Origin of the sequence: Corynebacterium kozikiae, from assembly GCF_024580965.1 — a bacterium.
Lineage (GTDB): Bacteria > Actinomycetota > Actinomycetes > Mycobacteriales > Mycobacteriaceae > Corynebacterium > Corynebacterium kozikiae.
On record NZ_JANIKJ010000004.1, the window covers coordinates 1 to 24473 of the forward strand.

General features: G+C 61.3%; 19 protein-coding genes and 1 pseudogene. 9 read left to right on the forward strand and 11 right to left on the reverse strand.

Going from position 1 to position 24473, the window contains the following annotated elements; genetic code table 11:
• The 3 genes from NQ018_RS03935 to NQ018_RS03945 form a co-directional block, all read left to right on the forward strand.
• A partial coding sequence (locus NQ018_RS03935) for a hypothetical protein (RefSeq protein WP_257058656.1) occupies nt 1-230 on the forward strand: 230 nt, incomplete at its 5' end.
• Between the two features lie 704 nt (nt 231-934).
• On the forward strand, nt 935-4447 hold the full coding sequence (locus tag NQ018_RS03940) for a bifunctional proline dehydrogenase/L-glutamate gamma-semialdehyde dehydrogenase (protein ID WP_257058658.1): 3513 nt from the start codon (nt 935-937) through the stop codon (nt 4445-4447).
• 107 nt (nt 4448-4554) lie between these two features.
• Nucleotides 4555-5928, forward strand: a complete 1374-nt coding sequence (locus NQ018_RS03945; protein ID WP_257038717.1) for an AI-2E family transporter — start codon at nt 4555-4557, stop codon at nt 5926-5928.
• 216 nt (nt 5929-6144) lie between these two features.
• Here NQ018_RS03945 and NQ018_RS03950 read toward each other — a convergent pair whose 3' ends face one another.
• The 6 genes from NQ018_RS03950 to NQ018_RS03975 form a co-directional block, all read right to left on the reverse strand.
• Nucleotides 6145-6801 (reverse strand): sirohydrochlorin chelatase, encoded by a 657-nt coding sequence (locus NQ018_RS03950; protein WP_257054149.1) that lies wholly within the window; start codon nt 6799-6801, stop codon nt 6145-6147.
• Entirely contained in the window at nt 6802-8106 is a 1305-nt protein-coding gene (locus NQ018_RS03955; RefSeq protein ID WP_257058660.1) for a sulfate adenylyltransferase subunit 1, read from the reverse strand.
• The gene (cysD, locus tag NQ018_RS03960) at nt 8106-9011 is read right to left on the reverse strand and encodes a sulfate adenylyltransferase subunit CysD (protein ID WP_257038714.1); all 906 of its coding nucleotides are present in this window, start codon (nt 9009-9011) and stop codon (nt 8106-8108) included. The genes NQ018_RS03955 and cysD overlap by 1 nt, the downstream gene beginning before the upstream one ends.
• Before the next feature lie 83 nt (nt 9012-9094).
• Nucleotides 9095-9862, reverse strand: a complete 768-nt coding sequence (locus tag NQ018_RS03965; RefSeq protein ID WP_257038713.1) for a phosphoadenylyl-sulfate reductase — start codon at nt 9860-9862, stop codon at nt 9095-9097.
• A complete protein-coding gene (locus tag NQ018_RS03970; protein ID WP_257038711.1) occupies nt 9859-10089 on the reverse strand; it encodes a hypothetical protein in 231 nt (76 codons plus the stop codon). The genes NQ018_RS03965 and NQ018_RS03970 overlap by 4 nt, the downstream gene beginning before the upstream one ends.
• Nucleotides 10086-11744 (reverse strand): nitrite/sulfite reductase, encoded by a 1659-nt coding sequence (locus tag NQ018_RS03975; RefSeq protein ID WP_257058663.1) that lies wholly within the window; start codon nt 11742-11744, stop codon nt 10086-10088. The genes NQ018_RS03970 and NQ018_RS03975 overlap by 4 nt, the downstream gene beginning before the upstream one ends.
• 287 nt (nt 11745-12031) lie before the next feature.
• Here NQ018_RS03975 and NQ018_RS03980 point away from each other — a divergent pair, with 287 nt between their 5' ends.
• Nucleotides 12032-13378: an FAD-dependent oxidoreductase gene (locus NQ018_RS03980; RefSeq protein WP_257058666.1), complete on the forward strand. Its 1347-nt coding sequence runs from the start codon at nt 12032-12034 to the stop codon at nt 13376-13378.
• A gap of 240 nt (nt 13379-13618) precedes the next feature.
• Here NQ018_RS03980 and NQ018_RS03985 read toward each other — a convergent pair.
• The 3 genes and pseudogenes from NQ018_RS03985 to NQ018_RS03995 form a co-directional block, all read right to left on the reverse strand.
• Nucleotides 13619-13757 (reverse strand): annotated as a pseudogene (locus NQ018_RS03985) (IS110 family transposase); the annotation flags it as partial.
• A gap of 617 nt (nt 13758-14374) precedes the next feature.
• Nucleotides 14375-14671, reverse strand: a complete 297-nt coding sequence (locus NQ018_RS03990) for a DUF202 domain-containing protein (protein WP_257038708.1) — start codon at nt 14669-14671, stop codon at nt 14375-14377.
• Entirely contained in the window at nt 14655-15035 is a 381-nt protein-coding gene (locus tag NQ018_RS03995) for a YidH family protein (protein ID WP_257038723.1), read from the reverse strand. Before NQ018_RS03995 ends, NQ018_RS03990 begins: the two co-directional genes overlap by 17 nt.
• Before the next feature lie 176 nt (nt 15036-15211).
• Between NQ018_RS03995 and NQ018_RS04000 the strand changes: the two genes are divergently transcribed.
• A complete protein-coding gene (locus NQ018_RS04000; RefSeq protein ID WP_257058671.1) occupies nt 15212-15640 on the forward strand; it encodes an oxidoreductase in 429 nt (142 codons plus the stop codon).
• Nucleotides 15641-15655: 15 nt separating this feature from the next.
• Nucleotides 15656-18610: a (Fe-S)-binding protein gene (locus NQ018_RS04005; protein ID WP_257058673.1), complete on the forward strand. Its 2955-nt coding sequence runs from the start codon at nt 15656-15658 to the stop codon at nt 18608-18610.
• Nucleotides 18611-18661: 51 nt separating this feature from the next.
• Here the strand turns inward: NQ018_RS04005 and NQ018_RS04010 are convergent, their stop codons facing one another.
• Nucleotides 18662-19876 carry a PhoH family protein gene (locus NQ018_RS04010; protein WP_373566890.1) on the reverse strand — a complete coding sequence of 405 codons (1215 nt, stop codon included), beginning with the start codon at nt 19874-19876 and terminating at the stop codon, nt 18662-18664.
• A gap of 111 nt (nt 19877-19987) precedes the next feature.
• Between NQ018_RS04010 and NQ018_RS04015 the strand changes: the two genes are divergently transcribed.
• The 3 genes from NQ018_RS04015 to NQ018_RS04025 all read left to right on the forward strand — a co-directional run bounded on the left by NQ018_RS04015 (nt 19988) and on the right by NQ018_RS04025 (nt 23142).
• Nucleotides 19988-20614, forward strand: coding sequence for a DUF1707 SHOCT-like domain-containing protein (locus NQ018_RS04015; protein ID WP_257058678.1), 627 nt, complete (start codon nt 19988-19990; stop codon nt 20612-20614).
• A 108-nt stretch (nt 20615-20722) separates the two neighbouring features.
• Complete coding sequence (locus NQ018_RS04020; RefSeq protein WP_257038721.1) at nt 20723-21913, forward strand: pyridoxal phosphate-dependent aminotransferase; 1191 nt, start codon at nt 20723-20725, stop codon at nt 21911-21913.
• 5 nt (nt 21914-21918) lie between these two features.
• Entirely contained in the window at nt 21919-23142 is a 1224-nt protein-coding gene (locus NQ018_RS04025; RefSeq protein WP_257058682.1) for a YibE/F family protein, read from the forward strand.
• On the opposite strand, the gene NQ018_RS04030 is transcribed toward NQ018_RS04025, so the two are convergent.
• Nucleotides 23139-24458: a UDP-glucose dehydrogenase family protein gene (locus NQ018_RS04030; RefSeq protein WP_257058685.1), complete on the reverse strand. Its 1320-nt coding sequence runs from the start codon at nt 24456-24458 to the stop codon at nt 23139-23141. The two genes, NQ018_RS04025 and NQ018_RS04030, sit on opposite strands and share 4 nt — an antisense overlap.
• Nucleotides 24459-24473 lie beyond the last annotated feature (15 nt).

A 24473-nucleotide genomic window follows, 5' to 3' on the forward strand; every position in this document is an offset into this window, starting at 1 on the left:
AGATTCTCCGCCAGAATACGATCCTCAACCAAGCGGACCACACGGTCCTTCGCATCCTGATCAAACTTCTTTGGCATGTTCCAGATTTTCCCATCTACTCAAACGGAACAAAACCCGGGACACTTCAAAACACCACAGACAAAAACGCTAAAAGGCGTCGATATTTCACCATCGTTTTCACAACTTTCCCCAAATTAAATGCGAGACAATGCCCTGCCTCCTGCCATTAGCCAGTGACCTTAACCGACCTACACAAATCCTGCTCGGCGAGGAAGAAAAAAATTACAGGCCCTACCTAAAACGGAGGTAATCCCCGGTTCCGGCAGCGCTCCGCAGAGAGGAGCTGCAGCAGGGGTCCTGGATCAAATGCAGGGAAGCCGAACGGGGGCAATATTCAACCACCCCCATAAGGGTGAGTAAAACCCTCGTGAACTGGCCAAATAAAGTGTGTGATCACTCACCTATCATATGACCGAATTTATCCTTGTTTCTTTTGAGATTTTGGCTCTATACTTTCGCTCAACCTCAACGGTTTTTCACTCAATAACTTCCCTGGAAAGGCAGACGGTATTGCACCTCTTCCGCTCCAGCACCCGGCACGTCTCTGACCGCCCACCGGTGCTGTAAAGAACTCCCCATCACTCCTCGCCACCGTGTCCATGAGTGCCCATCGGCATTGCCGATGGGCAACATCCGGTAGAGCGCGGAGCCGCGGCGGCATGTTCGAGCGCAGCCAAAATCCAGGCAGCCATTCAGGAAGCAAACGAAGCAGCAAATCAGGCAGTACCTCTTGCTGCTCGTCACTGCACGCTCATGTTCACCACCTTAGGTGGCCCTTCTGGCACGCCTTACGCAGCGCTGCCCACATTTGCTGCAGCTCTCCTATCCCCCGCGGCAACCCCTTTCATTGAAGTTTTTTCCCAAGGAGTTCCCCATGAATGCTCACACCCCACAGAACCCACAGAGCCCACAATCCCAAAAGGGCCAAACCAATTCCGCATCCCACACTCCGCTTGCCAATAGCGCTGACGTGGAGGAGGTGCTTTCCGCAGCCATTGCCCGTGCGCACGATTGGCTCGCTGAGACGGACAACGCAGCTTCCAAGAAGGAAGCGAAGAACACCGAGCAGCTCGCCGCACTGGTTCGGGATAAGGATGGCATTGCCTTCACCATGGGTTTTGTGGATAAGGTTGCCCGTCCAGAAGACAACAAGGTGGCGGCGAAGGAGCTCGCCAACCTCGCCTCCCCATTCTCCAAGCACTCCGTGCTGCCTGACTTCATCGGCCTGGTAGACAAGGGCCTGGTCACCGCTGGTTCCCTCGCCGCGCCGGTGCTGCCGGGCGTCGTGATGCCTCTTGCGCGCAAGCGCATGCGCCAGATGGTGGGCCACCTTGTCCTAGACGCCGAAGGCAAGGCGCTCAACGCCAAGCTCGATGAGGCAAAGCGTGAGGGCTTCCAGCTCAATCTGAACCTGCTCGGTGAGGCAGTGTTGGGTGATGACGAGGCGAAGTCCCGCCTTGAGCGCACCCGCCAACTGCTGCAAAACCCACGTGTGACCTATGTTTCCATCAAGGCTTCCTCGGTGTGTGCACAGCTCAACCCTTGGGACATTGAGGGCAACACCGAGCGCCTGAAGGATCGTCTGCGCCCGCTGTACCGCGAGGCCAAGAAGCGCAGCCCACACGCCTTCATCAATATGGACATGGAGGAATACAAAGACCTCACGCTGACCATTCGCTTGTTCAAGGAGCTCATGATTGAAGATGAGTTCCTGGATCTGCAGGTGGGTATTGTGCTGCAGGCCTACCTGCCGGACACCTTCGACGCCCTGGTTGAGCTGGCGGAGTTCGCCAAGGAGCGCCGCGCAGCAGGTGGCGCACCAATCAAGATTCGCCTGGTCAAGGGTGCAAACCTCTCTATGGAGCGTGTGGATGCGGAGATGCACGACTGGGCGCTGGCCACCTACTCCAACAAGGCGGACGTTGATGCGAACTACTACCGCCTGATGGACTACATCCTGCAGCCAGAGCACGCAGACAACGTGCGCATTGGCGTGGCTTCCCACAACCTCTACACCGTGGCTCTTGCTCACGAGCTGGCAACCCGGCGCGGCGTAGCGCACCAGTTGGACATTGAGATGCTGCAGGGCATGGCACCTGCACAGTCCCGTGCTGTGCAAAAGGTTGTGGGTGGGCTGATCCTGTACACCCCAGTGGTCCACGCTGAGGACTTTGACGTTGCCGTTTCTTACCTGGTGCGCCGCCTGGAGGAAAACGGAGAAAAGCAGAACTTCCTGCACGCGCTGTTTGCTCCTGAGGTTGAGGGTCCGGATCACCTCACCCCATTGGAGTCTCAGGAGCAGGCATTCCGCACTGCTGTGGAAAACCGTTGGACAACTGTGGCGGGGCCAAACCGTAAGCAGGACCGGAACAATGAGTCCGGCATCCAAAGCCACGCGACCACCAGCCACTTTGCCGGCGAGCCAGACACCGACCCATCTCTGCAACAAAACCGCGACTGGGCGCTGAAAGTACTGGCCGCCGACCCAGGTGAGCGCGTTTCCCCTGAGATCACGGACCCAGCGCAGATCGACGAGTTCGTGGCGAAGGCCCGCGAGCTGGGTACTGAGTGGGGCGCAACCACCGGCGAAGAGCGCGCGCAGGCACTCGAGGCGATTGCTAACAAGCTGGCGGACCACCGCGGCGAGCTGATGAACGTGATGGTGCATGAGTCCGGTAAGACTGTGGCCGAGGCTGATCCTGAGCTTTCCGAAGGCATCGACTTTGCCATGTACTACGCCCAGTCTGCCCGCGAGCTGGATAAGGCACGCTCCAAGTTCACCCCATACAAGGTTGTGCTGATCACGCCTCCTTGGAACTTCCCAATGGCGATCCCAGTGGGTGGCGTGTTCTCCGCACTCGCGGCGGGTGCGGCTGTGATCATCAAGCCTGCTCCCCAGGTGGTGCGGGTGGCTGAGGTTGCCGTGGACGTCATCCGCGCTGGTCTCAAGGAAGCAGGCCACAACCCTGACCTGGTGCAGTTGGTCAACGCTGATGAGGCAGAGGCCGGTAAGCGTCTGGTGTCTCATGAGGATGTGGACTCCGTGATCCTCACTGGCGCTTCCGATACCGCTCGCCTGTTCCGTTCCTGGAAGCCAAAGATGGTGCTCAACGCGGAGACTTCCGGCAAGAATGCCATCATTGTGACTCCTGCGGCTGACCCGGATCTGGCCGTGGCTGACGTGTACAAGTCTGCATTTGGCCACGCCGGTCAGAAGTGTTCCGCCGCCTCCTTGGTGATCCTGGTGGGTTCCGTGGGAACCTCGGAGCGCTTCATTAACCAGTTGCTGGACGCGGTGCGCACCCTCAAGGTGGGCCCTGGCTCAGACATCTCCACCACCATGAACGGCATCATCGAAGCCCCAGGTGAGAAGCTCAAGCGGGGCCTGACTCAGCTCGAACCAGGCGAAAAGTGGCTCATCCAGCCGCGTCAGCTCAACGACGAAGGCACCTTGTGGAGCCCCGGCGTGCGCGACGGCGTAAAGCCCGGTTCTTGGTACCACACCAACGAGTGCTTCGGCCCAGTTCTCGGCATCATGCGCGCGGACACCCTGGAGGAAGCCATCGAGTGGCAAAACTCCACCGGCTACGGTCTCACCGGCGGCATCCACACGCTCGATCCAGAGGAGATCACGTACTGGCGCGAGCATGTTGAGGTGGGCAACGCCTACATCAACCGCGGCATCACCGGCGCGATCGTGGAACGGCAGTCCTTTGGCGGCTGGAAGGATTCCTCCATCGGTTCCGGCGCCAAGGCTGGCGGCCCGAACTACGTTGCGCAGCAGGGTACATGGGCTGAGGGCAACCTGGATTCCGTCCCAACCGCTTCCCTACGCCCAGAGATCACCCGTGCCCTGCGTGAGGTGGAGCTTTCCGACGCAGACAGCGCCTGGCTGCGCAAGGCTGCCTACCTGGATGCGGCTGCTTGGAACGAGGAGTTCGGCATTGAACACGACCGCACCGGTTTGGTCAGCGAGTCCAACGTGTTCCGCTACCGCCCACTCCTGCAGGCACTGGAGGTTCGCGTCGGCGCGGGCTACAAGGAGCGTGACCTGCTGCGCCTGAAGCTGGCTGCCGCTCTCACAGGCTCCCCTGTACGCTTCAGCGCCGCCGAGGAAATTGCCGCGGTGGCCGGCGTTGAGGCGATCGGGGACGCTGACTTCGCCGCGCACGTCGAAAAGCAGACATCCACCCGTGTCCGCACGATTGGCGAGGTAGACGAGGCGCTCTACGCTGCTGCTGCACAGTCTGGCTCGGTAATCCTGGATCAGGAGGTCCTTGCCGACGGCCGCCGTGAGCTGCTCCCGTTCTTGCTGGAGCAGACCGTGACGGCAACCCGCCACCGCTTTGGTGTGATCTCCCCGGAGCTTGCGCCTGAGAACGTGTAGCCGCTGCGCTCACAACCGCCCCATGGGACACCGGAGTTCCTGTGGGGCGTTTTCTATTTATGCAGCTCCGTTGGCCAATTAGGGCCCGTGTGGCATGATTAAGCGCGATGAACAACATGAACGACCCCAAAGACCTCTCCAATTTGTTAGACCGTGCCGTGGAGGCCTCCGAGCCGCTGGCCGCCAAGCCGCATGAGGAAGACCACCTGACTACCCCACGCCGGGACCGCGCTGACGTGCTCGGTCAGGACGCCCGCTGGGCTGCTGGTTGGGCGCTGCGTTTCATCATCGTGGTCATTGCCTCCGTAATTCTTTGGCGTGGGCTCGCCGCCATTTGGGTGGGCCTGCTGCCAGTGATGTTGGCTATTTTGGTGGCCACCGTGCTGTGGCCGCCGGTGGCGTGGCTGCGCGCGCGAAAGGTGCCACCGGCGCTTGCGGTGATCATTGTGATTGTTGCGTTTTTTGCGCTCATCGCGGGCGTTGTTTCGGCTATTGCGCCGAGCGTGGCTTCGCAGTCACAGGACCTCATCAACCGTGCGAGCGAGGGCATCAACCGTATTCTGCAATGGCTGCAGGGCCCGCCACTGAACCTGGACACCAGCACGTTTGACCAGTACCTGGATCAGGCCCGCGCTTGGGTGCAGGGACAGTCCTCCAACATTGCCTCCAGCGTGTTCTCTGGTGTGTCCGTTGCTGGTTCCATTGTGGTGACTATGGTGCTGGTGCTGGTGCTCACCTTCTTCTTCCTGAAAGACGGCACCAAGTTCCTCCCAATGGTGCGCCGCATGACCGGCCCGAACGTTGGTTGGCACCTTTCTGAGGCCCTAACCCGTGTGTGGAACACCCTGGGTGGATTCATCCGTACTCAGGCGATTGTTTCCTTGGTGGACGCTGTGTTCATCGGCATTGGCTTGGTGGTGCTGAACGTACCTTTGGCCCTGGCGATTGCCGTACTCACCTTCTTTGGTGGCTTCATCCCGATCATCGGTGCGTTCACCGCAGGCACTATTGCCGTGGTGGTGGCATTGGTGAGCAATGGCTTGACCAACGCATTGTTGGTACTTGGTTTGATCATTTTGGTGCAGCAGATCGAAGGCAACGTGCTGCAGCCAATTTTGCAGTCGCGTGCCATGAACCTCCATGCCGCAGTGGTGCTGCTTTCCGTGACGGTAGGTTCCGCCTTGTTCGGCATCATCGGTGCCTTCCTCGCTGTGCCGGTTGCCGCCACCATCGCCGTGTTGATCCGTTACCACTCTGAGCTGGTGGGTCTGCGCGCTGGCGAGATCACCTTGGATGACATTGAGATGGCCACCAACGGCGTGGGTGGCCCACAGACCACTCCCCAGGAGGCGTGGGGTTCCTTCATGGAACGCCTCAACAAACTGAGCTTGCGCAAGCAGAAGAACACCAACGTGGTGGCGGAAAGTAAGCCATTGAGCTCTACTGAGGCCGCGGCGGAGGATTCGGCCGGAGATAAGTAAACCGCGCTTGAGCTGCCGCAGCTGCCGCCTTCACCACTGAACACCCCTCCACTGTTGGGCCACCGATTGACTCCCAACAGCGGAGGGGTTTCGTGCTTACTGAATGCCTTGGCTGGACAGGTTGAGCTGGAGAACCTGAAAGTCATTTACCGCGAGACGGCCCTTAGGTAACTAGGAGGAAAAGCCTCAAACTAACAGCCATTCGGCAGCGAGCGTTCACCGCTCACGCAACCCTGCTAGACATTCGCGGTAGCGTTGCTCCACCACGGGGGCGAGCCGTGCCCCGAGCGGCTCGCCTACCGTGACCCCCTCCAGCTCTGCGTGTATCACCTGGTCGAGTAGCAGACCGTGGGTCACAAACAGCGGAACCACATGGAGGGAACCATGTTGAGCACGTAGCGCCTCCAGGGCTGCCACACCACCCCGGGTGGCCGCCACGGATTCCATACCAAGGCTCGAAGCCAACGCATCCACCGCCTGGTTGGCTTCCTCCACGCTGGAACCCACCGAATACAGCACATTCAGCACACCCGGTTCCGGGGACAGCGTTGGGCGCAGAACCTCCGCAAGCTCAACACCAGTGCCCAAGCCCGCGCTGATATGCAGCGCAAGGCCCAGTGCTTCCTCGGCTTCACGGACCACCCTGGGGACGTCGAAACGCGCATGGAACGCGTGCGTAAACAGCAGCGGCACCACAATGGCTTCGCGGTGCCCCGCCTCGTGCACAAGTCCCGCGGTGTGCTGCAGGTCCTGGCCGGAGAAGTCCAGGTGTGCAACGAATGCTGGTTCCTCCACGGCGGCGGCGAGCGCCTCAACCCCGGCATCCGCGTGGGGGTGTCGGGAGCCGTGGGAGAGCAGGATTAGCGCGGTCATTTAGCGCAGGCGTTTACCCACGAGGCCGGCTGCCAGGGTGTTGCCGCTGGCTTGGTCGATCACGAGGAAGGAGCCCACAGCGCCACGCGCCGCGTAGTCCTCCACCGGCAGCTCTTGGGCCAAGTCAATGCGCACATGGGCAATGTCGTTGAGGCCAAAGCTCTCCGGTGTCTCGTTGTCCGCTACGCCGTCGATGTCCAGCACACGGGACACCTCTGCAATGCGGCCCTTAAGCAAGGAGGTTCCGTAGCGGATCTTTACCATAAGCCCTGGGGTGATGTTGCGCTCGGTGAGGCCCACCACGGTGGCATCGAAGGAACGCACGTCTTCCGGGCGCTTTGGACCGGCAATCAGGTCCCCGCGGGCGAGGTCAATTTCCTCGGCCAGGCGAAGCACCACGGAATCACCAGCTTGAGCTTGGGAAACCTCACCATCGGCGGTGTCAATGCCCACCACTTTGGTGCTACGACCATGTGGCAGGTACACCGTCTGACCAACCTCAACGGAACCAGCGGTGACCAGGCCTGCGTAGCCGCGGTAATCGGTGGCGTGCTCGCGGATCACGTATTGAATCGGCAAACGGAAATCCAGCTCGTGGGCACGGCCATGGGAAACCTCAACAGTTTCCAGCAATTCCAACACGGTGGAACCGGTGTACCACGGCATGTTCTCGCTCGGCTCCACCACGTTGTCACCCTTCAGCGCAGAAATTGGCACCACATGGGTAGCGTCAATCCCCAAGCCGGCGGCAATGGTGTTGAACTCAGCCTCGATAGCGCGGAATGTCTCCTCGGAGTAATCCACCAAGTCGATCTTGTTCACGGCAAGGATCACGGTGCGAACACCCAGTAGGGCTGCAACGGTGAGGTGGCGGCGGGTCTGTTCTACTACGCCGTGGCGGGCGTCGATCAGCAACACCACTACCTGGGAGGTGGAAACGCCGGTGACCGTGTTGCGGGTGTACTGCACGTGACCTGGGGTGTCCGCCAGGATGAAGGTGCGGCGGTCGGTGGCAAAGTAGCGGTAGGCAACGTCGATGGTGATGCCCTGCTCGCGCTCGGCTCGCAGGCCGTCTACCAGCAAGGAAAGGTCCAGGCCGTCAAAGCCGCGGTCCTGGGAGGTGCGCTCCACGGAGGCGAGTTGGTCTGCCAGCACGCTCTTGGTGTCATGCAGCAGGCGGCCCACGAAGGTGGATTTGCCGTCATCCACGCTGCCGGCGGTGCACAGACGCAAAGTCTCACGCTGGGCAAGGCGTTGCGTTGCAGTTTGCTGGTCCTGGTTCAATTGCTGAGTCTCGGCGGTCATCAGAAGTAGCCTTCCTTCTTGCGGTCTTCCATCGCGGATTCGCTCAGGCGATCATCTGCGCGGGTTGCGCCGCGCTCGGTCAAAGTAGAGGTGGAGATCTCAGCGATCACCTGGTCAATGGTGGTGGCGGAGGAAAGGACTGCGCCGGTGCAAGACATATCGCCCACCGTGCGGTAGCGCACTTGCTTGGTCACCAGTTCCTCGCGGTCAGTTGGTCCGCCCCATTCGCCTGGGGTCAGCCACATGCCGTCGCGCTCAAACACTTCACGCTCATGCGCAAAGTAGATTGCTGGCAGCTTGATGCCGCGCGCGCCGATGTACTCCCAAATGTCCGCCTCCGTCCAGTTGGAGATGGGGAACACGCGGATGTTTTCACCCGGCAGGTGACCACCGTTGTAGAGGTTCCACAACTCGGGGCGTTGACGTCGGGGATCCCAGCCACCAAAGGAATCACGCACGGAGAACACGCGCTCCTTTGCGCGGGCGCGCTCTTCATCGCGGCGCGCACCACCGAGCACGGCGTTGTAGCCCTGCTCAGCGATGGTTTCCACCAACGGCACGGTCTGGAGTGGGTTGCGGGTGCCGTCGGGACGCTCCTGCAGCTCGCCGCGGTCAATCCAGTCCTGGACCTTGGCCACACGCAGGCGGGCGCCGGTTTCCGCTACCAGGTTGTCGCGGAACTCAAGCACCTCGGGGAAGTTGTGGCCAGTGTCCACATGCAGCAGTTCAAACGGCACCGCCGCAGGAGCAAAAGCGCGGCGGGCCAGCTCAAACACAACAACGGAGTCTTTGCCGCCGGAGAACAGCAGCGCAACCTTATCAAACTGGCCGGCTACCTCACGCAGGATGTGAATAGACTCGTTTTCCAGTTCCTTGAGGTGCGGGGAAAGTGGGGTGTGATTCATGTGAAAGTGTTTCCTTATGGGTGTGCAGAGCGCAAAATAGGCGGCAATTCAGGCGAACAGGCAAAACCAATCAGGCCAAAAACCTAAGTATGCAACCCACACTCGGTCTTGGTGCTGCCGGCCCAGCGGCCTGCGCGCGGATCTTGCCCCTCCTCCACTGGCAGGGTGCAGGTGGCGCAGCCAATAGATGGGTAGCCCTGTTTGGTCAGCGGGTGGATGATGAGCTGCTCGCGCTCAATGAACTCATCGGTTTCCTCCAGCGTCCAAGTGATGATGGGGGAAATCTTGAGCCTGCCCGTTGCATCCAAGCTCAGCGCTGGGGCTGTGGCGCGCGTGGGGCCGTCGGCACGGCGAAGCCCCGTCACCCAGCCTGCGTAGGGGCTCAGGGCAACGGCGAGCGGTTCAACCTTGCGCATGCGGCAGCAGGCGGTGTTGTTGCGGCTGTACAGCGCGGGGCCGTAAACCTTGTCTTGCTCTTCGCGGCTGAGCAGGGCCTTGGCGCGGACCAGTTGCTGTGGGTAGCGCTGCTCCACTTGGGCGGCTACGTCCATGGTTTCGGGGAAGTGGAACTCAGTGTCCAAGAAGAGGAAGTCAGAGTCCGGCAGGTGGCGGGCGGCGAGCTCCGCAAGCACGGTGTTTTCCATGGAAAGCGTGACCACGAGCTTGCCCGGCGCGTACTCGTGGGCCCACTCGAGGATGTCCTGCGCGGAGGCATCGTAGAGCTTGCCGGCCCACTGTTCCACGAGCTCGGCGTTGCGCGCAGCGACGGCGGGGTCAAGCGGCTCCGAGCTGCGTGGCCCCTCGGGGCTGATCGCTGGGTCGCGGTAGTTTCCGCTGGTCAGTAGGTTCATCGCTTCGCTCCTAGGGAGGCTTTGAGTGCGTCGCTTGCCGACGCCGACGGGGCTGGTCTGTGCTTAGGGTCATCCTGCCCGTGAAACATCACAGAGAATACGCGTAGGCAATCCTGACAGTTCCAGGCGAATTCGGTTTCTTCATCCGGGAACAGTTGCGTACCTGCGCAGTACGGGCAGTACTCGGGGTGGTTCCGGTTGGGGTTGGGTTTGCGGCGCATGCTCACTGCAGGTCAGCCTCATCCGCGCGCAGGACCCACTCACGGAACTGCTCACCTTCGGTGCGCTGCTGTTTGTACTTTTCCACCAGGCGAACCACGTAGTCCCCAACTTCCACGCTGGTCACCTTGTGTCCGCGCAGCTTGCGGCCAAAGTCCGGGTTGAGGCCAAGCGCGCCGCCCAGGTGCACCTGGAAGCCTTCCACGCGGTTGCCATCCTCATCGGTCACGGTCTGGCCCTTGAGGCCGATGTCCGCCACCTGGGAGCGGGCGCAGGCGTTGGGGCAGCCGTTGAGGGAAATCTTCAGCGGCACGTCCAGGTCCCCCAGGCGCGCCTCAAGGTCATCCACCAGCTCGATGGCCCGAGCCTTGGTGGTCACGTGTGCGAGCTTGCAGAACTCCAGGCCAGTGCAGGAGATGATGCCGCGGCGGAACTCGCTGGGCTTGGAATACAGGCCGGTGGCGTCCAAAGCTGCGGAGAGCGGCTCGATCTGATCTTCTGGCACGTCCAGGAACAGCAGCTCCTTGTCTGGGGTGGTACGCAGGCGGGTCAGGCCGAAGTCTTCCACTACCTGGGCGATCTCAATGAGCTGCTCGCCGGTTGCATGGCCCACGGTGGGCTTCACGCCAACGTAAAAATTGCCGTCTTTTTGGGGGTGTACTCCCAGGTGATCCCTGGAGCCTGGGTTGATTGGGGCGCTGGGGCCGTCGATAAGCGGCGCTGTGAGGTATTCCGTTTCCAGGACCTCGCGGAACTTCTCAATCCCCCACTGCGCCACCAGGAACTTCAGGCGCGCGCGGTTGCGCAGGCGGCGGAAGCCATAATCACGGAACAGCCCTGCTACGCCGGCCCAGACTTCGGGAACGCGCTCGATTGGCACCCACGCGCCCAGGGACTGGGAGAGCATAGGGTTGGTGGACAGGCCGCCGCCCACAAAGCATTCAAAGCCGGGGCCGTGCTCGGGGTGCTCCACGCCAATGAAGGCGATGTCCTGGATCTCGTGGGTGATGTCCTGGCGGGCGTTGCCCGAGATTGCCGACTTAAACTTGCGCGGCAGATTCACGAACTCCTCACGCATGAGGTAGTTCTCCACGATTTCCTCGATGGCGGGGGTGGCGTCAATGATTTCATCTGCCGCGATACCCGCCACGGGGGAACCCAGGATCACGCGGGGTACGTCGCCGCAGCCCATGAGGGTGGAAAGGCCCACTGCCTCCAGCTTTTCCCAAATGGTGGGCACATCTTCAATGCGGATCCAGTGGAGCTGAATGTTTTGGCGGTCAGTGAAGTCCGCGGTGGAGCGCGCGTAATCGCGGGAGATCTCGCCAACCACACGGAGTTGCTCTGGGGTGACGCGCCCGCCATCAAAGCGCACGCGGAGCATGAAGTACTCATCTTGGAGCTCGGAGTTTTCCAACTGCCCGGTGAGCTCTCCGCCCAGATCTTGGCGGCGCTGGGTGTAGAGGCCCAGCCACTTGAACCTTGGCGCCAGGTCCTCCGCCGGGATGGAGGCGAAGCCCTGCTTGGAGTAAATATCAATCACTCGCTGGCGGGCAGAGAGGCCGTCGTCTTCCTGTTTGATACGCTCATCAGCGTTCAGCGGCTCGGTGCCGTCAATTTTCCACTGGCCTTCCGGCTTGCGTGCGCGGGTTGGGGCTGACATGGCGCTCCTTGCTGGATACTGGGTGTGTAGTTGCTCGTGGTGGCAGCGGTTGCGTACCGACGTCACCAACTTGCCGATTTTGGTTGTGGAATCACTCACCACCAAACTTCTGCAAAACCTATCTGCACCGAGCGGTCTATGCAATTAGACCCACCGGTCTACTCCCCATTTATACAGCTTGCGCGCGTACAAATGTGAATAAAAATGGTAGAAAAGTTTGCAAGGAAGATTTTTTCCACCTAGCTTTTAGACCACTTGGTCTATGAACGGAAATGGAGTTCCAAGAAATGAATGCACCCTTGAAGGTTGCCGTGATTGGCGCCGGCCCCGCCGGTATTTACGCCTCTGACCTGCTGGCAAAGAACGCCGCGGGCGAGATCCACATTGACCTCATCGAGCAGATGCCAGCCCCATTTGGCCTGATCCGCTACGGCGTGGCCCCTGACCACCCACGCATCAAGGGCATCATCACCTCTCTGCACCGCGTGCTGGACACCCCTAACATCCGCCTGCTGGGCAACATCCACATTGGCACGCACCTTACGGTGGAAGAACTCCTTGATCACTATGACGCTGTGGTCTTTGCCACCGGCGCAGTTGCAGACCGCGACCTGAACATCCCAGGCTCCGACCTTGAGGGTAACTTCGGTGCAGCCGAGTTCGTGGGCTTCTACGACGGCAACCCACGCTTTGAACGCTCCTGGGACCTCAGCGCCAAGCAGGTAGCCGTGATTGGTGTGGGCAACGTGGGCCTTGACGTGGCCCGCATTTTGGCCAAGACCGGCGACGAGCTGCTGGTCACCGAAATCCCGGACAATGTGTACGAGTCCCTGAAGCAGAACCAGGCCGAGGAGGTCCACGTGTTCGGCCGCCGCGGCCCAGCACAGGCAAAGTTCACTCCGCAGGAGCTCAAGGAGCTGGACCACTCACCAAACATCAATGTTGTGGTGGACCCAGAGGATATTGACTACGACGCCGCCTCCGAGCAGGCCCGCCGCGACTCCAAGTCCCAGGACCTGGTGTGCCAGATCCTGGAACAGTACGCCATCCGCGAACCCAAGGAAGCACCGCACACCTTGCAGATCCACATGTTTGAAAACCCAGTGGAGATCTTGGGCAAGGACGGCAAGGTTGTGGGCCTTCGCACCGAACGCACGGAGCTGGACGGCAACGGCGGCGTGCGCGGCACCGGCAAGTTCACCGACTGGCCAGTGCAGGCAATTTACCGCGCCGTGGGCTACCGCTCCGACGCCGTGGATAACGTCCCATTTGACCAAGAGCGCGCCGTGATCCCCAACGACGGCGGCCACGTGCTGGACGAAGCAGGCAACATCGTCCCAGGCCTGTACGCCACCGGCTGGATCAAGCGTGGCCCAGTTGGCCTGATTGGCAACACCAAGTCCGACGCCAAGGAAACCACGGACATGCTCTTGCGCGACGCCGCCGAGGGCCGCCTCACCCCAGGCAAGGACGGCGACATCACCACCTTGCTCACCGAGCGCGGCGTGGAATACACCACCTGGGAAGGCTGGCACCAACTCGACGCCGCCGAGCGCGCCTTCGGCGAGGCCGAGGGCCGCGAGCGCAAGAAGGTTGTGGAGTGGGCTGACATGGTGGAGCACTCCCGCAGCTAAGCAGTTCATTGGGGGGGTTCTCGTTCGCGTTGTCGACTCAGTGGGGCAGGCATCTAGGGTGATTGCCCCGCAGGGTTGATTGCTGTGTCGGAGGTGCCAAGTAGCCGGCTGGCGTTTACCAGCCGGCTGGGGTCTAGTGTTCTAGACCACGTTGATGTGGAGTGATACTTTCTCCTGGTAGCACCCGTTGTTGCGCATCATGGCAAATAGGACGTTGAGCCTTCGGCGTGCCAGGGCAACGGCATGTATTCGCGATCGCTGCCGCATGGCCAGGTCCGGAAGATAGCGAACCGTCACACCAGCATCGCAGGCAACGGCGGTGGTGAGGCGTCCGATGTTTGTTGGGTTGCTCGAATACGACCATGACTTTGCTGTCTGGGATGGCGAACAGCCCAAAGTGAGTGCGTGGTTCTGGCGATAAAGGCTGGGGCTGGGCGTTGTCCCTTCACCTGGTCTTGCGTGGCGTCTGCCAGATGGAGGGTCCTTTGAAAAGCTCAGCGGCCAGATCACAAGAAGTGATCCAGCCGCCGGAATTAGCGCGGTACGTGTGTTTCAACGCCGCCACTGCAGGTTTGAGCATAGGAGCGAGAGCTTGATTCCGGCAACCCCGGAAAAGGGGCAGAGGGAAACTTTTTCAATTTTGTCAGCGCGTAGCCTTGCAATTTTAGTAACCACGCTTGGGCAAGGGCGGCAAAGTGTCGAGTGACCTCAGTTCCTCATGAGACCCGAGTTGGCTCAATTGAGTGCGGAAATCATTGATGCAAGATTGAGCCAACTTGATTTTGCTCTGAATGTTGAGAAGTTTGAAATGGTAGCGCCTGAGTGAGTTTCCGATAGTGTCTTTTCACTCAGGGGGTTTGGGGTTTGTTATGCGGGGTGTGTAGTCGCATATGCGGGCCCTCGGGTGCAATGATTTCTGCGCCCGCAACGAGTCGGTTGGGGTTGATCGGAACCAAGGTAAGGCATGCAGTGAGCCCCTCCAACCCAACCCAACCCTCACCCAAGCGCAACAACCACGCACAAGCCGCACGTTGCCAGCGCGCTGAAACACACCAGCTCCGCCGCCGGCTCGTAGCGCCCGCTCAAGATCCCACGTGATTGCCGCAGGTAGCGGCGCATCCAGGTAAGCGCCACAGGCAGCAGCATCGCGAGTGTGAGCACCCCAAACACCCAGGATGCTGCACCAAAACGCAGGTGCAACAGCGCGAGTGTGATCAGTGCAAGCAGCGTGCGATCCCAGGCGAGCAGCGTGCGCTCAGGCTGCCTGCCGGGATCATCATGCGGCGCCCGCACCAACACTCCAGAGAATTACGGCGGCCACGAGCACAGCGGTGCCGACGAGCACAGCGCCCCCAGGCACGGGCAAAGAGCGGCCCTCGCGCATCGCACGTTCCACCCGCACCCACCTGATCAGCGCCGAAGCGGCCACCAGGAAACCGAAAATGGGTAACACCAAAGCAAGGATTTCCCACTGTCTTACCCCTTCCTGCGCCAGTGGGGCGGCAAAGGCATCGGCGGCAATCCCGCCTGCGAGAAGGGCCAATGCGGTACGGATCCACGCCAGGAAGGTGCGCTCGTTGGCTAGGGTGAAGCGGGGGTCGGGGTCACTGCCTTTGGGAAAGAGGAGTTTGCTCAGCGCCCCGCGCTGATCGTCCATGTGGTCCACGAGTTCCTCCTCAAAATTCCCGCAACTGTACAGCTCGGTCTAGAATTTTATTCATATTCACGAGCCAGTGACCAGCATAAACCATGATCCTTCTCCCCACTACAGACTGCTTGGTTCTATACTCACAGACAGCTCAGTCTAGTAATTGGATCAAGGAAAGGATGCACATGCCTCGCAAAGCACCCCGCATAGCAATCGTTGGCGCAAACGCCCGCGGCCTTTACACCTTGGATCTGATCATGCGCTGCAACCCCACCATTGAGGTGGAACTAATCGACTCCCTTCCAGCACCCGTAGGAATCGCAGCACTGCGCACCAGCCACCCACTCGCTCGTAAAATCCGTGTGACCGGCAACGTTTCACTCAGTCCCCAGGAACTCGAAGCGGCGTTTGATGCAGTGCTCACCAGCGAGCGTGACGTCGAAAAGGCTCTTGCTGCCACCTCTCGCCCTCTGCCGGATTTCCACACCTTTCTCCGGGAGCGCGGCGTCCCCTTCACGCCTTGGATCGGCACGCTGGACATTCCCAGCGACCGCACCCTGGCTCAGTGGGAAGAGTTCGTGGCCACGGCGCATGGCGCTCCGGTGTGCTTCTAGTGTCTACTAATACCCATGCCCGTTGAATATCTCATTGGCACCATCGGCCTTGTACTCTCCCTGCCCGCGTGGTGGATCTTCCTCAGCGCCTGTTTGAAGCTCTACCGGACTATCGCTGCGGGTGAGCCCTCACCGGGGCGCACCAACCGCCCGCTGCGCCGCGGCGCGCAGACGCTGAAGGAGGCCTTCTTCCACACGGAACTGATGCGCAAACCCGCTGTTGCCGTGGCGCACTGGTTTGTGATGCTGGGGTTCTTGCTCGGCGTGGTGGTGTGGTTTGAGGCCTATATTCAAACGTTCAACCCCGCCGGCGGCTGGCCGCTGCTCAAAGACTGGGGTGTGTACCACTTCCTTGAGGAAGTGCTCGCCGTGGGCACCACGCTGGGTATTTTGTTCCTCATCGCGGTGCGCCTGGTAAGTGGCGGGAAGGATCGGGTGTCTCGTTTCTACGGCTCGAACGCCCGCGCCGCCTACTTTGTGGAAGCCGTGGTGCTTCTTGAGGCGCTTGGCATGCTGGCCGTGAAGGCAGGCAAGATTGCCACCTTTGGCCACGGCTCCCCGGTCACAGATTTCCTCACCATTCACCTTGCGGCACTGCTGCCGGCAAGCTCTGTGATGGTGAGCGTGTTCGCACTGGTCAAGCTGCTCACCGGCATGCTGTGGCTCGCGGTGGTGGGCCGCCGCATCACCTGGGGAGTGGCCTGGCACCGCATCCTGGCGTTTTTCAACCTCTTCTTCCAACGCAACCCAACGGGCGAAAAGGCCCTGGGTAAGCTCACGCCCATGGTGTCCAAGGGGCGCGAACTCACCTTGGAGACGGTGGATGATGAGGATGTGTTGGGCGTCGGCCTGCGTGAGCACGCGCCGTGGAAGATGCTGCTGGACACCGCAACCTGTACCGAGTGTGGCCGCTGCCAGGACCAGTGCCCCGCGTGGCACACGGAAAAGCCGCTAAGCCCCAAGCTGCTGGTTACGGACCTGCGCGACGTCCTTTTGGACCCCGAGGGCAGCAAGCTCGTCACCAATGAGGACGCCCTGTGGTCCTGCACTAACTGCGGCGCCTGCGTGGAGCAGTGCCCGGTGGACATTGAGCATATTGACCACGTTGCCAACATGCGCCGCTACCAGGTGCTCACCGAATCCGAGTTCCCCGGCGAGCTGGGGAGCCTGTTCAAAAACCTTGAGGTCAAGGGCAACCCTTGGGGCCGCAACCAGGCGGAACGCGCTTCTTGGATCGAGGAGGCTCGCCGCGACGGCATTGAGGTCCCGGAGGTTGGCGACGGTGACTTTGAGTACCTGTTCTGGGTGGGCTGCGCAGGCGCTTTTGACGACGCCGGCCGCCGCACCAGCCGCGCGGTAGTGGAGTTACTACACACCGCGGGCGTGAAGTTTGCTGTGCTCTCCAAGGGTGAAACCTGCACCGGTGACCCCGCCCGCCGCGCTGGCAACGAGTTCCTCTTCCAAATGTTGGCCGCGGAAAACGTGGCAACCCTTGACGAGGCCTTTGCCCAGCACCCCAAGGGGCAGCGCAAGATCATTACCACCTGCCCGCACTGCTTCAACACGCTGCGCAACGAGTACCCCGACTTTGACGGGCACTACGACGTCTTCCACCACACCCAGCTCCTGAACCGCCTGGTCCGCGACGGCCTGCTCACGCCCGTCCCCCGCGGCCCCGAAAATCGCAGGCCAATCACCTACCATGACCCCTGCTTCCTGGGCCGTCACAATAAGGTGTTTGATCCACCACGCGAACTCATCGAGGCCGCCGCAGGCACCGGTGCACTCATCGAGATGCCACGCAACCGCAATGAAGGTTTCTGCTGTGGCGCAGGCGGTGCACGCATGTTCATGGAGGAAAACCTGGGCACGCGCATCAATGAGAATCGCGCAGCTGAAGCCATTGGCACCGGCGCCGCCGAAATCGCCGTGGGCTGCCCATTCTGCAACAGCATGATGGCCGGCGGCGTGAAAGCGGCTGGTGCCGGCACGAGTTCCGACGCCACACCGCAGGTCAAGGACGTTGCACAGATGCTCCGCGACTCCATCCTCACCACCGACGGCACCCTCCCCACCCCACGCACCCCCTCCTACCTTGACGAACCCATCCGCCACGCCCTACCCACCGGGCCTACACAGGAGAAGGGCACCAAAAAGGGCATCGGTCAGGATTCAGCGGGCGGAGCCGGCGCTACTTCGCCGGCAGCGGTAGCAGGAGCGAAGCCGACGGCACCACCTGCGCCCGCAGCGCCTGCTGCTCCTGTACCACCAGTAGCTCCGGTAGCTCCGGCCGTGTCAGTTCCTTCTGTACCAGCGCCTGCTGCACCTGCTGCTCCGGTAGCTCCAGTAGCTCCAGTCGTGTCGGTTCCTTCTGTACCAGCGCCTGCTGCGCCAGCCGCACCGGCAGTGCCCGCTCCTCCAGCTCCCGCAGCTCCTTCAGCTCCCGCTAGCCCGACTGTGCCGATACCTCCGGTTGTTACCGCGCCTCCTGCCCCAGCCGCAGCACCACAAGTACCCGCCGCTCCCCCAGCTCCTGCCGCTCCGGCAGCCCCGGTAGCCCCGGTAGCTCCGGTTGCTCCAGCTGTTTCTGTACCGACCCCACCGGCTCCACCAGCAGCTCCCACGGCGCCACCGGCCCCGGCCAGCCAACCAACACCGGCAGCACCACCGGCGCCACCTACTCCACCGGCAATCTCAGTACCTGGCGCGCCCACAGTATCTGCACCGCCAGTACCTCCAGCACCTCCGTCTTCTCCGGCGCCTGCAGTTCCGGCCGTGCCACCAGTGCCTTCAGCTCCAGCAGCCCCCGCCGCACCTTCTGTTTCAGTACCTGTGCCACCAGCGCCAGCCACACCACCAGCTCCCCCGGCTCCCCCGGCTCCTCCGGCTCCGGGTGTGCCACCGGCACCTGGGGCGTCGGCACCTGCACAGGCACCGATCGCACCACCTAAGCCGGAAGCCACACCCTAAAGGCGCACCGGCACCGGAACCGTCACCAGCACCCCTCTAGTAACCGAGCTTCTATTCCATCAACATGCTGGTCACAAGCTCCGCGATGGCGGAGCGTTCAGAATGGCGGAGGTTGATGTGGGCAAAGAGGGGGTTGCCTTTGAGTTTTTCGATGACGGCTTGGATGCCGTCGTGGCGGCCTACGCGGAGGTTGTCGCGCTGGGCGACGTCGTGGGTGAGCACCACGCGGGAGCCTCGGCCGAGGCGCGAAAGCACGGTGAGAAGGACGGTTCGCTCAAGAGATTGGGCCTCGTCCACGATCACAAAGCTGTCATGCAGGGAGCGTCCGCGGATGTGGGTTAGTGGCAGAACTTCCAGAAGGCCGCGCTGTTCCACCTCGGCGATCACGTTGTCACTCACTATGCCCTCCAGAGTGTCGTAAACCGCCTGGGACCAGGGCGCCATCTTCTCCGATTCACTGCCGGGCAGATAGCCCAAGTCTTGGCCGCCTACCGCGTAGAGCGGGCGGAACACCACAATGCGCCGCTGTGTGCGCTGTTCCAATACGGCGTCCAGGCCGGCGCACAGCGCGAGTGCGGACTTTCCAGTACCCGCCGGCCCGCCGATAGACACGATCCCCACTTGCTCATCGGTGAGCAGGTCAATGGCAATGCGTTGCTCATCGGAACGCCCCCAAACGCCAAACACTTCTTTGTTCGGCACCGGCCGCACACTACCGCCGTGCCCCACACGGGCCAAGGTGCCGTCGGAAAGCTTGAGGCCGCAGTGGATGGGGAGCGTGGCGGGGTCGGTGGGTTCTTCCACAAAGCCGCTGTAGCCGCTGAATTGCACATCTTGGGCGCGGTAATCCTCAGCGGGCAGGCCCACGGCGCCGGCTTTCACGCGCAGCGGGATGTCCTTGGTCACCAGCACCGCGTCCTCAATGCCGAGGGCGCAGGCGAGGATGCGGTGGTCGCCGGAGGGTTCGCGCATCGCGGAGGGCAGCACCTCCATGTTTTGGTTGTTCAGCTCCACCCGTACCGTGCCTTGCTGGTTGTTCGCAGGCACCGGCTGGTGCAACGTGCCATGTTCCACGCGAAGTTCCTCCAGGTGACGCAGCGTTTCGCGGGCAAACCAGCCGAGTTCGGGGTGGTGGCGCTTAGCCTCAAGCTCGTTGATCACCACCAGCGGCAGCACCACCGGGTGCTCGGCAAACTTGGTAAACGCCCAAGGGTCGGACAACAACACGGAGGTATCAAGCACGTAAGTGGTCACAAGTGTGCACACTACGCAGCCGTTCCAGAAGCAATGAGGCCGGGAAGTTGCCTGCCGGTGAATGAGCTGTGAATTTCCTGGGCCCTCCCCTCACGGCCAATTCTCCACTAAAATCTTGAAACCATGACCTCCCCCTACTCCCCAGACTTCCGGATCAGTGACACCGAACGCGAGCAAGCGATCAACGATCTGGGGGCGCACTTTGCCCAGGGGCGGCTCTCCATGGAGGAGTACGAACGCAGGCTTACCGACGCCACCAGCGCCGTCATGCGCTCAGATCTACAGGTGCTGTTCCAGGACCTGCCAAACGGCATCGCGCGGCTCGGGGAGGCAGGGCGCGCTTACACCGCTGGGGAAATTGAGGAGCTGCGCCAACGCGGGCGTCATACCCGCGCAGGCATCATGGGGCTGACCACCGTGGGTGCCTTTGCGGGCAGTATTGCTTTTTCCACGATTCCCCAAGCAGGAATCCTGTTTCCATCACTGATGGCCCTCATCCCCATTGTGTTCATCCTTCTCTACGTGATGAAAGTGGGGCCAGACAACTGGTACACCCCAAGTGCCCGCGCTCTGGAACGTGAACGCATGCGGGAACTGCGCATGATGCAGCAGCGCCAACTCATGGCCAGCCAGGCGGTGTTCGTGCAGCAGCGCGCAGAGCAAAAAGCCATCCGTCAGCAACGGGCTGCAGAGCTGAACAACACCGCGTTGGAGATCACCAACGATCTGCTGAAACGCTTTAAGCGCTAAAGCACAAGCGCGGACGCTAGAATTGGCGGGGTGACTGAGAAAAAGCAGCAGAAGCCAACACGCCAGCAGGCCCGCAGGAGCCGTCGGATCTTCGATCAATCGGAGAAGATGAAAGACGTCCTGTATGAAATCCGTGGCCCCGTGGCGGAGGAAGCTGAGCGCCTTGAGCTTGACGGGCACAGCATCCTCAAACTCAACACCGGCAACCCTGCCCTGTTTGGCTTCGATGCCCCAGACGTGATCATGCGAGACATGATTGCGGCCCTCCCCACCTCCCAGGGGTACTCCACCTCCAAGGGCATTATCCCTGCGCGCCGCGCGATTGTGACCCGCTATGAGGTGATTGAAGGCTTCCCGCAGTTCGACGTTGACGACGTCTACCTGGGCAACGGCGTCTCCGAGTTGATCTCTATGACCACCCAAGCGCTGCTCAACAACGGTGATGAAGTGCTGATCCCCGCACCGGACTACCCGCTGTGGACCGCCGCTACCTCCCTGGCCGGCGGCAAGCCCGTGCACTACCTCTGCGATGAGGAGGACAATTGGAACCCCTCCATTGAGGACATCCGCTCCAAGGTCACGGAAAAAACCAAAGCCATTGTGGTGATCAACCCCAACAACCCAACGGGTGCGGTGTACTCCCGCAAGGTGCTGCAGGAGATTGTAGACATTGCCCGCGAGCATGACCTGTTGATCCTGGCTGATGAGATCTATGACCGCATCTTGTATGACGATGCCGAACACATCAACATCGCCTCCCTGGCACCGGACCTTTTGTGCATCACCTACAACGGCCTATCCAAGGCCTACCGCGTGGCCGGCTACCGCGCTGGGTGGATGGTTGTCACCGGCCCAAAGCAGTACGCCAAGGGCTTCATCCAGGGCCTGGACCTGCTCGCCGGCACTCGCCTTTGCGCAAACGTACCGGCACAGCACGCCATTCAGGTGGCACTCGGTGGGCGCCAGTCCATCTACGAGCTCACCCGCGATGGCGGGCGCCTACTCAAGCAGCGCAACGTCACCTGGGAAAAGCTCAATGAGATCCCCGGCGTGAGCTGCGTCAAGCCCATGGGTGCGCTCTACGCTTTCCCCAAGTTGGACCTCAACTATTACGACATTCACGATGACTCCCAGCTCATGCTGGACCTCCTGCGCGCAGAGAAGATCCTCATGGTGCACGGTTCCGGCTTCAACTGGCCAAAACCGGATCACTTCCGCGTGGTCACGCTGCCGTGGGCCCGCCAACTGGAAGATGCCATCGAGCGCTTGGGGAACTTCCTTAGCAGCTACAAGCAGTAATTCCTATGCTAAGCCGCAGAATCCTCGCAGCGTTTCTACTGCTCAGCGCGCTGGCTACCGTGGTTGGCACCTTCCTGTTGTGGCCGCGCGGTGAGCCGAATGTGAGCCCAAACTTTGCGCAGACTTTCTCCCTGGGCCAAGAACAGGTGCAGGGAGAGGTGGTGGCGGTAACGCCTGGCGCGTGCAATTCCGATGCCGCCGGGAGTACCTTTAGCACCTCACCCAAAGTAAGTCCGGGTGCAGGTACCGAATGCACGTGGAACATCGTGGAGATCGCCCCGGAAACACGCACTCTCATCATCAATCACTCCCAACCCGGCGAACCGGACCTGCAGGTGGGGGACTCAATCAAGATGCTGGTGGGTAGCGCCGAGGATGGCAGCACACGCTACGCATTTGCGGATTACGAGCGAACCTCAGTGTTGCTGATGTGGGGTGCACTGATTGCGGCGGCCCTGGTGGTGTTTGCGCTGTGGCGCGGGGTGCGGGCGCTGGTCGGCCTGGCGGTGACCTTGGCCATCGTGGCGGTGTTTGTACTGCCTGCGATTGTGCGGGGCACTTCCCCGCTGGCCATAGCCATTGTGGGTGGCGCGCTGATCCTCACGGTGGCGGTGCCGCTTGTACATGGGCTGACGTGGAAAGCATGGAGTGCCTTGGGTGGCACACTGATGGCTCTTGGTGTGGCAGCGGTGTTGGCTCATCTGGCCATTGACAGCACGCACCTGCGTGGCCTCGCTGATGAGGACAACCTCCAACTGCTGCTCTATTTGCCGGATGTGTCCATTACCGGCTTGATGCTCTGTGGATTCATCATCGGCGCGTTGGGGGTGATGAACGACGTCACCATCGCCCAAGCCTCCACCGTTGCCGAACTCGCCGAACGCGACCCCCACGCCACCCCCACCGAACTGTTCCGCGGTGCGATGTCCGTGGGGCGCGACCACATCTCCTCAATGGTCTACACCCTGGTTCTCACTTACACCGGCGCATCTCTTCCAATGTTGCTGCTGCTTAGCATCGCGGACCGCCCCCTCGGCCAAACATTGACCAGCGACATCATGTCCACCGAACTCCTCCGCTCAGGGATCGGCGCACTGGCCCTCACATTGGCGGTACCGCTGGCCACTGCCTTGGCGGCATTCACGGTGCCAGAACGCGCAACGCGTACCGACGCCCCCAGCGTCCCACACCCCAAGACTGCTAGGGGGAGGCACCGCAGCAGGGGTTAAAAGGTGCGACCCAACGCCTTGTAATCCCAGCCCGCTTCTGCCCAGCGGGAGGAGTCTAGGGCGTTGCGGCCGTCGATCAGCACTGGGGTGCGCACCCAGCCGCGGACCTGTGTGGGATCCAGCTGCACGAACTCATCCCACTCAGTGGCAAGAATCACCAGGTCAGCACCCTGGAGTGCTGCCTCGGCGGATTCAGCGTAGTGCAGGGTGGGGAAGATTTTCCGGGCGTTGTCCATTGCTTGGGGGTCAAACACCGTTACCTGGGCACCCTTGAGGGAGAGTTGACCCGCCACGTTGAGGGCGGGGGAATCGCGCACATCGTCCGAGTTTGGCTTAAACGCGCATCCCAGCACCGTGATGGAGGCACCAATCAAGTGGCCACCTACGGCACGTTTTGCCAGATTCACCATGTGCTCGCGGCGGCGCATGTTGATGGCGTCCACCTCCCGGAGGAAGGTCAAGGCCTCAGTGGCGCCCAGCTCACCGGCGCGGGCTATGTATGCGCGGATGTCTTTGGGGAGGCAGCCGCCGCCAAAGCCCAATCCGGCGCCCAGGAACTTGTGGCCAATGCGATCGTCGTAGCCGATGGCACGCGCCACCTGGGTGACGTCGGCACCCGCTGCCTCGCACACCTCACTGACCGCATTGATGAAGGAAATCTTGGTGGCCAGGAACGCGTTGGCAGAAACTTTCACCAGCTCAGCCGTGGCCAAATTGGAAACCAGGAAAGGAATCCCCTGCTCAAGTGGGGTGGCGTACACTTCCCGCGCCACCTGCTCCGCTATGCCGCCAGGGCGCACACCGAGCATAATGCGGTCCGGGGTGATGGTGTCTTTCACCGCGTAGCCCTCACGGAGAAACTCAGGGTTCCACGCAATCTCCACGCTCGCCCCTGGCCGGGCTAAAGAATCCGCCAGTTCCTGAAGTTCGGCGGCAGTACCGACGGGCACCGTAGACTTCCCCAAGATCACATGGTGGCCCTCAAGGTGCGGCACCAACTGCTCAACCGCAGAGCGCACATAGCGCAAATCCGCAGCGTATGAACCTTTTTGCTGCGGGGTTCCCACACCCAGGAAGTGCACGTTTGCGAACTGCGCCGCCTGCGCAAAATCCGTGCTGAACGCAAGGCGTCCGGCCTCCCGGCCTCTGCTGAGTACCTCCGGCAAACCAGGTTCGTAGAACGGCACCTCCCCCTTGGCAAGCTGGGCAATTTTGTGTTCGTCTACGTCAATCCCCAGCACTTCGTGCCCAAGTTCCGCCATACATGCTGCATGGGTTGCACCGAGATAACCGGTGCCAATCACGGTCATTCGCATAGTTACAACAACTAA

Excerpts from the sequence above, each read along its gene's own strand:
- NQ018_RS03940 (WP_257058658.1), top strand. The coding sequence starts at position 935 with ATGAATGCTCACACCCCACAGAACCCACAGAGCCCACAATCCCAAAAG.
- NQ018_RS03945 (WP_257038717.1), top strand. The coding sequence starts at position 4,555 with ATGAACAACATGAACGACCCCAAAGACCTCTCCAATTTGTTAGACCGT.
- NQ018_RS03950 (WP_257054149.1), bottom strand. The coding sequence starts at position 6,801 with ATGACCGCGCTAATCCTGCTCTCCCACGGCTCCCGACACCCCCACGCG.
- NQ018_RS03955 (WP_257058660.1), bottom strand. The coding sequence starts at position 8,106 with ATGACCGCCGAGACTCAGCAATTGAACCAGGACCAGCAAACTGCAACG.
- cysD (WP_257038714.1), bottom strand. The coding sequence starts at position 9,011 with ATGAATCACACCCCACTTTCCCCGCACCTCAAGGAACTGGAAAACGAG.
- NQ018_RS03965 (WP_257038713.1), bottom strand. The coding sequence starts at position 9,862 with ATGAACCTACTGACCAGCGGAAACTACCGCGACCCAGCGATCAGCCCC.
- NQ018_RS03975 (WP_257058663.1), bottom strand. The coding sequence starts at position 11,744 with ATGTCAGCCCCAACCCGCGCACGCAAGCCGGAAGGCCAGTGGAAAATT.
- NQ018_RS03980 (WP_257058666.1), top strand. The coding sequence starts at position 12,032 with ATGAATGCACCCTTGAAGGTTGCCGTGATTGGCGCCGGCCCCGCCGGT.
- NQ018_RS03995 (WP_257038723.1), bottom strand. The coding sequence starts at position 15,035 with ATGGACGATCAGCGCGGGGCGCTGAGCAAACTCCTCTTTCCCAAAGGC.
- NQ018_RS04000 (WP_257058671.1), top strand. The coding sequence starts at position 15,212 with ATGCCTCGCAAAGCACCCCGCATAGCAATCGTTGGCGCAAACGCCCGC.
- NQ018_RS04005 (WP_257058673.1), top strand. The coding sequence starts at position 15,656 with ATGCCCGTTGAATATCTCATTGGCACCATCGGCCTTGTACTCTCCCTG.
- NQ018_RS04015 (WP_257058678.1), top strand. The coding sequence starts at position 19,988 with ATGACCTCCCCCTACTCCCCAGACTTCCGGATCAGTGACACCGAACGC.
- NQ018_RS04020 (WP_257038721.1), top strand. The coding sequence starts at position 20,723 with ATGAAAGACGTCCTGTATGAAATCCGTGGCCCCGTGGCGGAGGAAGCT.
- NQ018_RS04025 (WP_257058682.1), top strand. The coding sequence starts at position 21,919 with ATGCTAAGCCGCAGAATCCTCGCAGCGTTTCTACTGCTCAGCGCGCTG.
- NQ018_RS04030 (WP_257058685.1), bottom strand. The coding sequence starts at position 24,458 with ATGCGAATGACCGTGATTGGCACCGGTTATCTCGGTGCAACCCATGCA.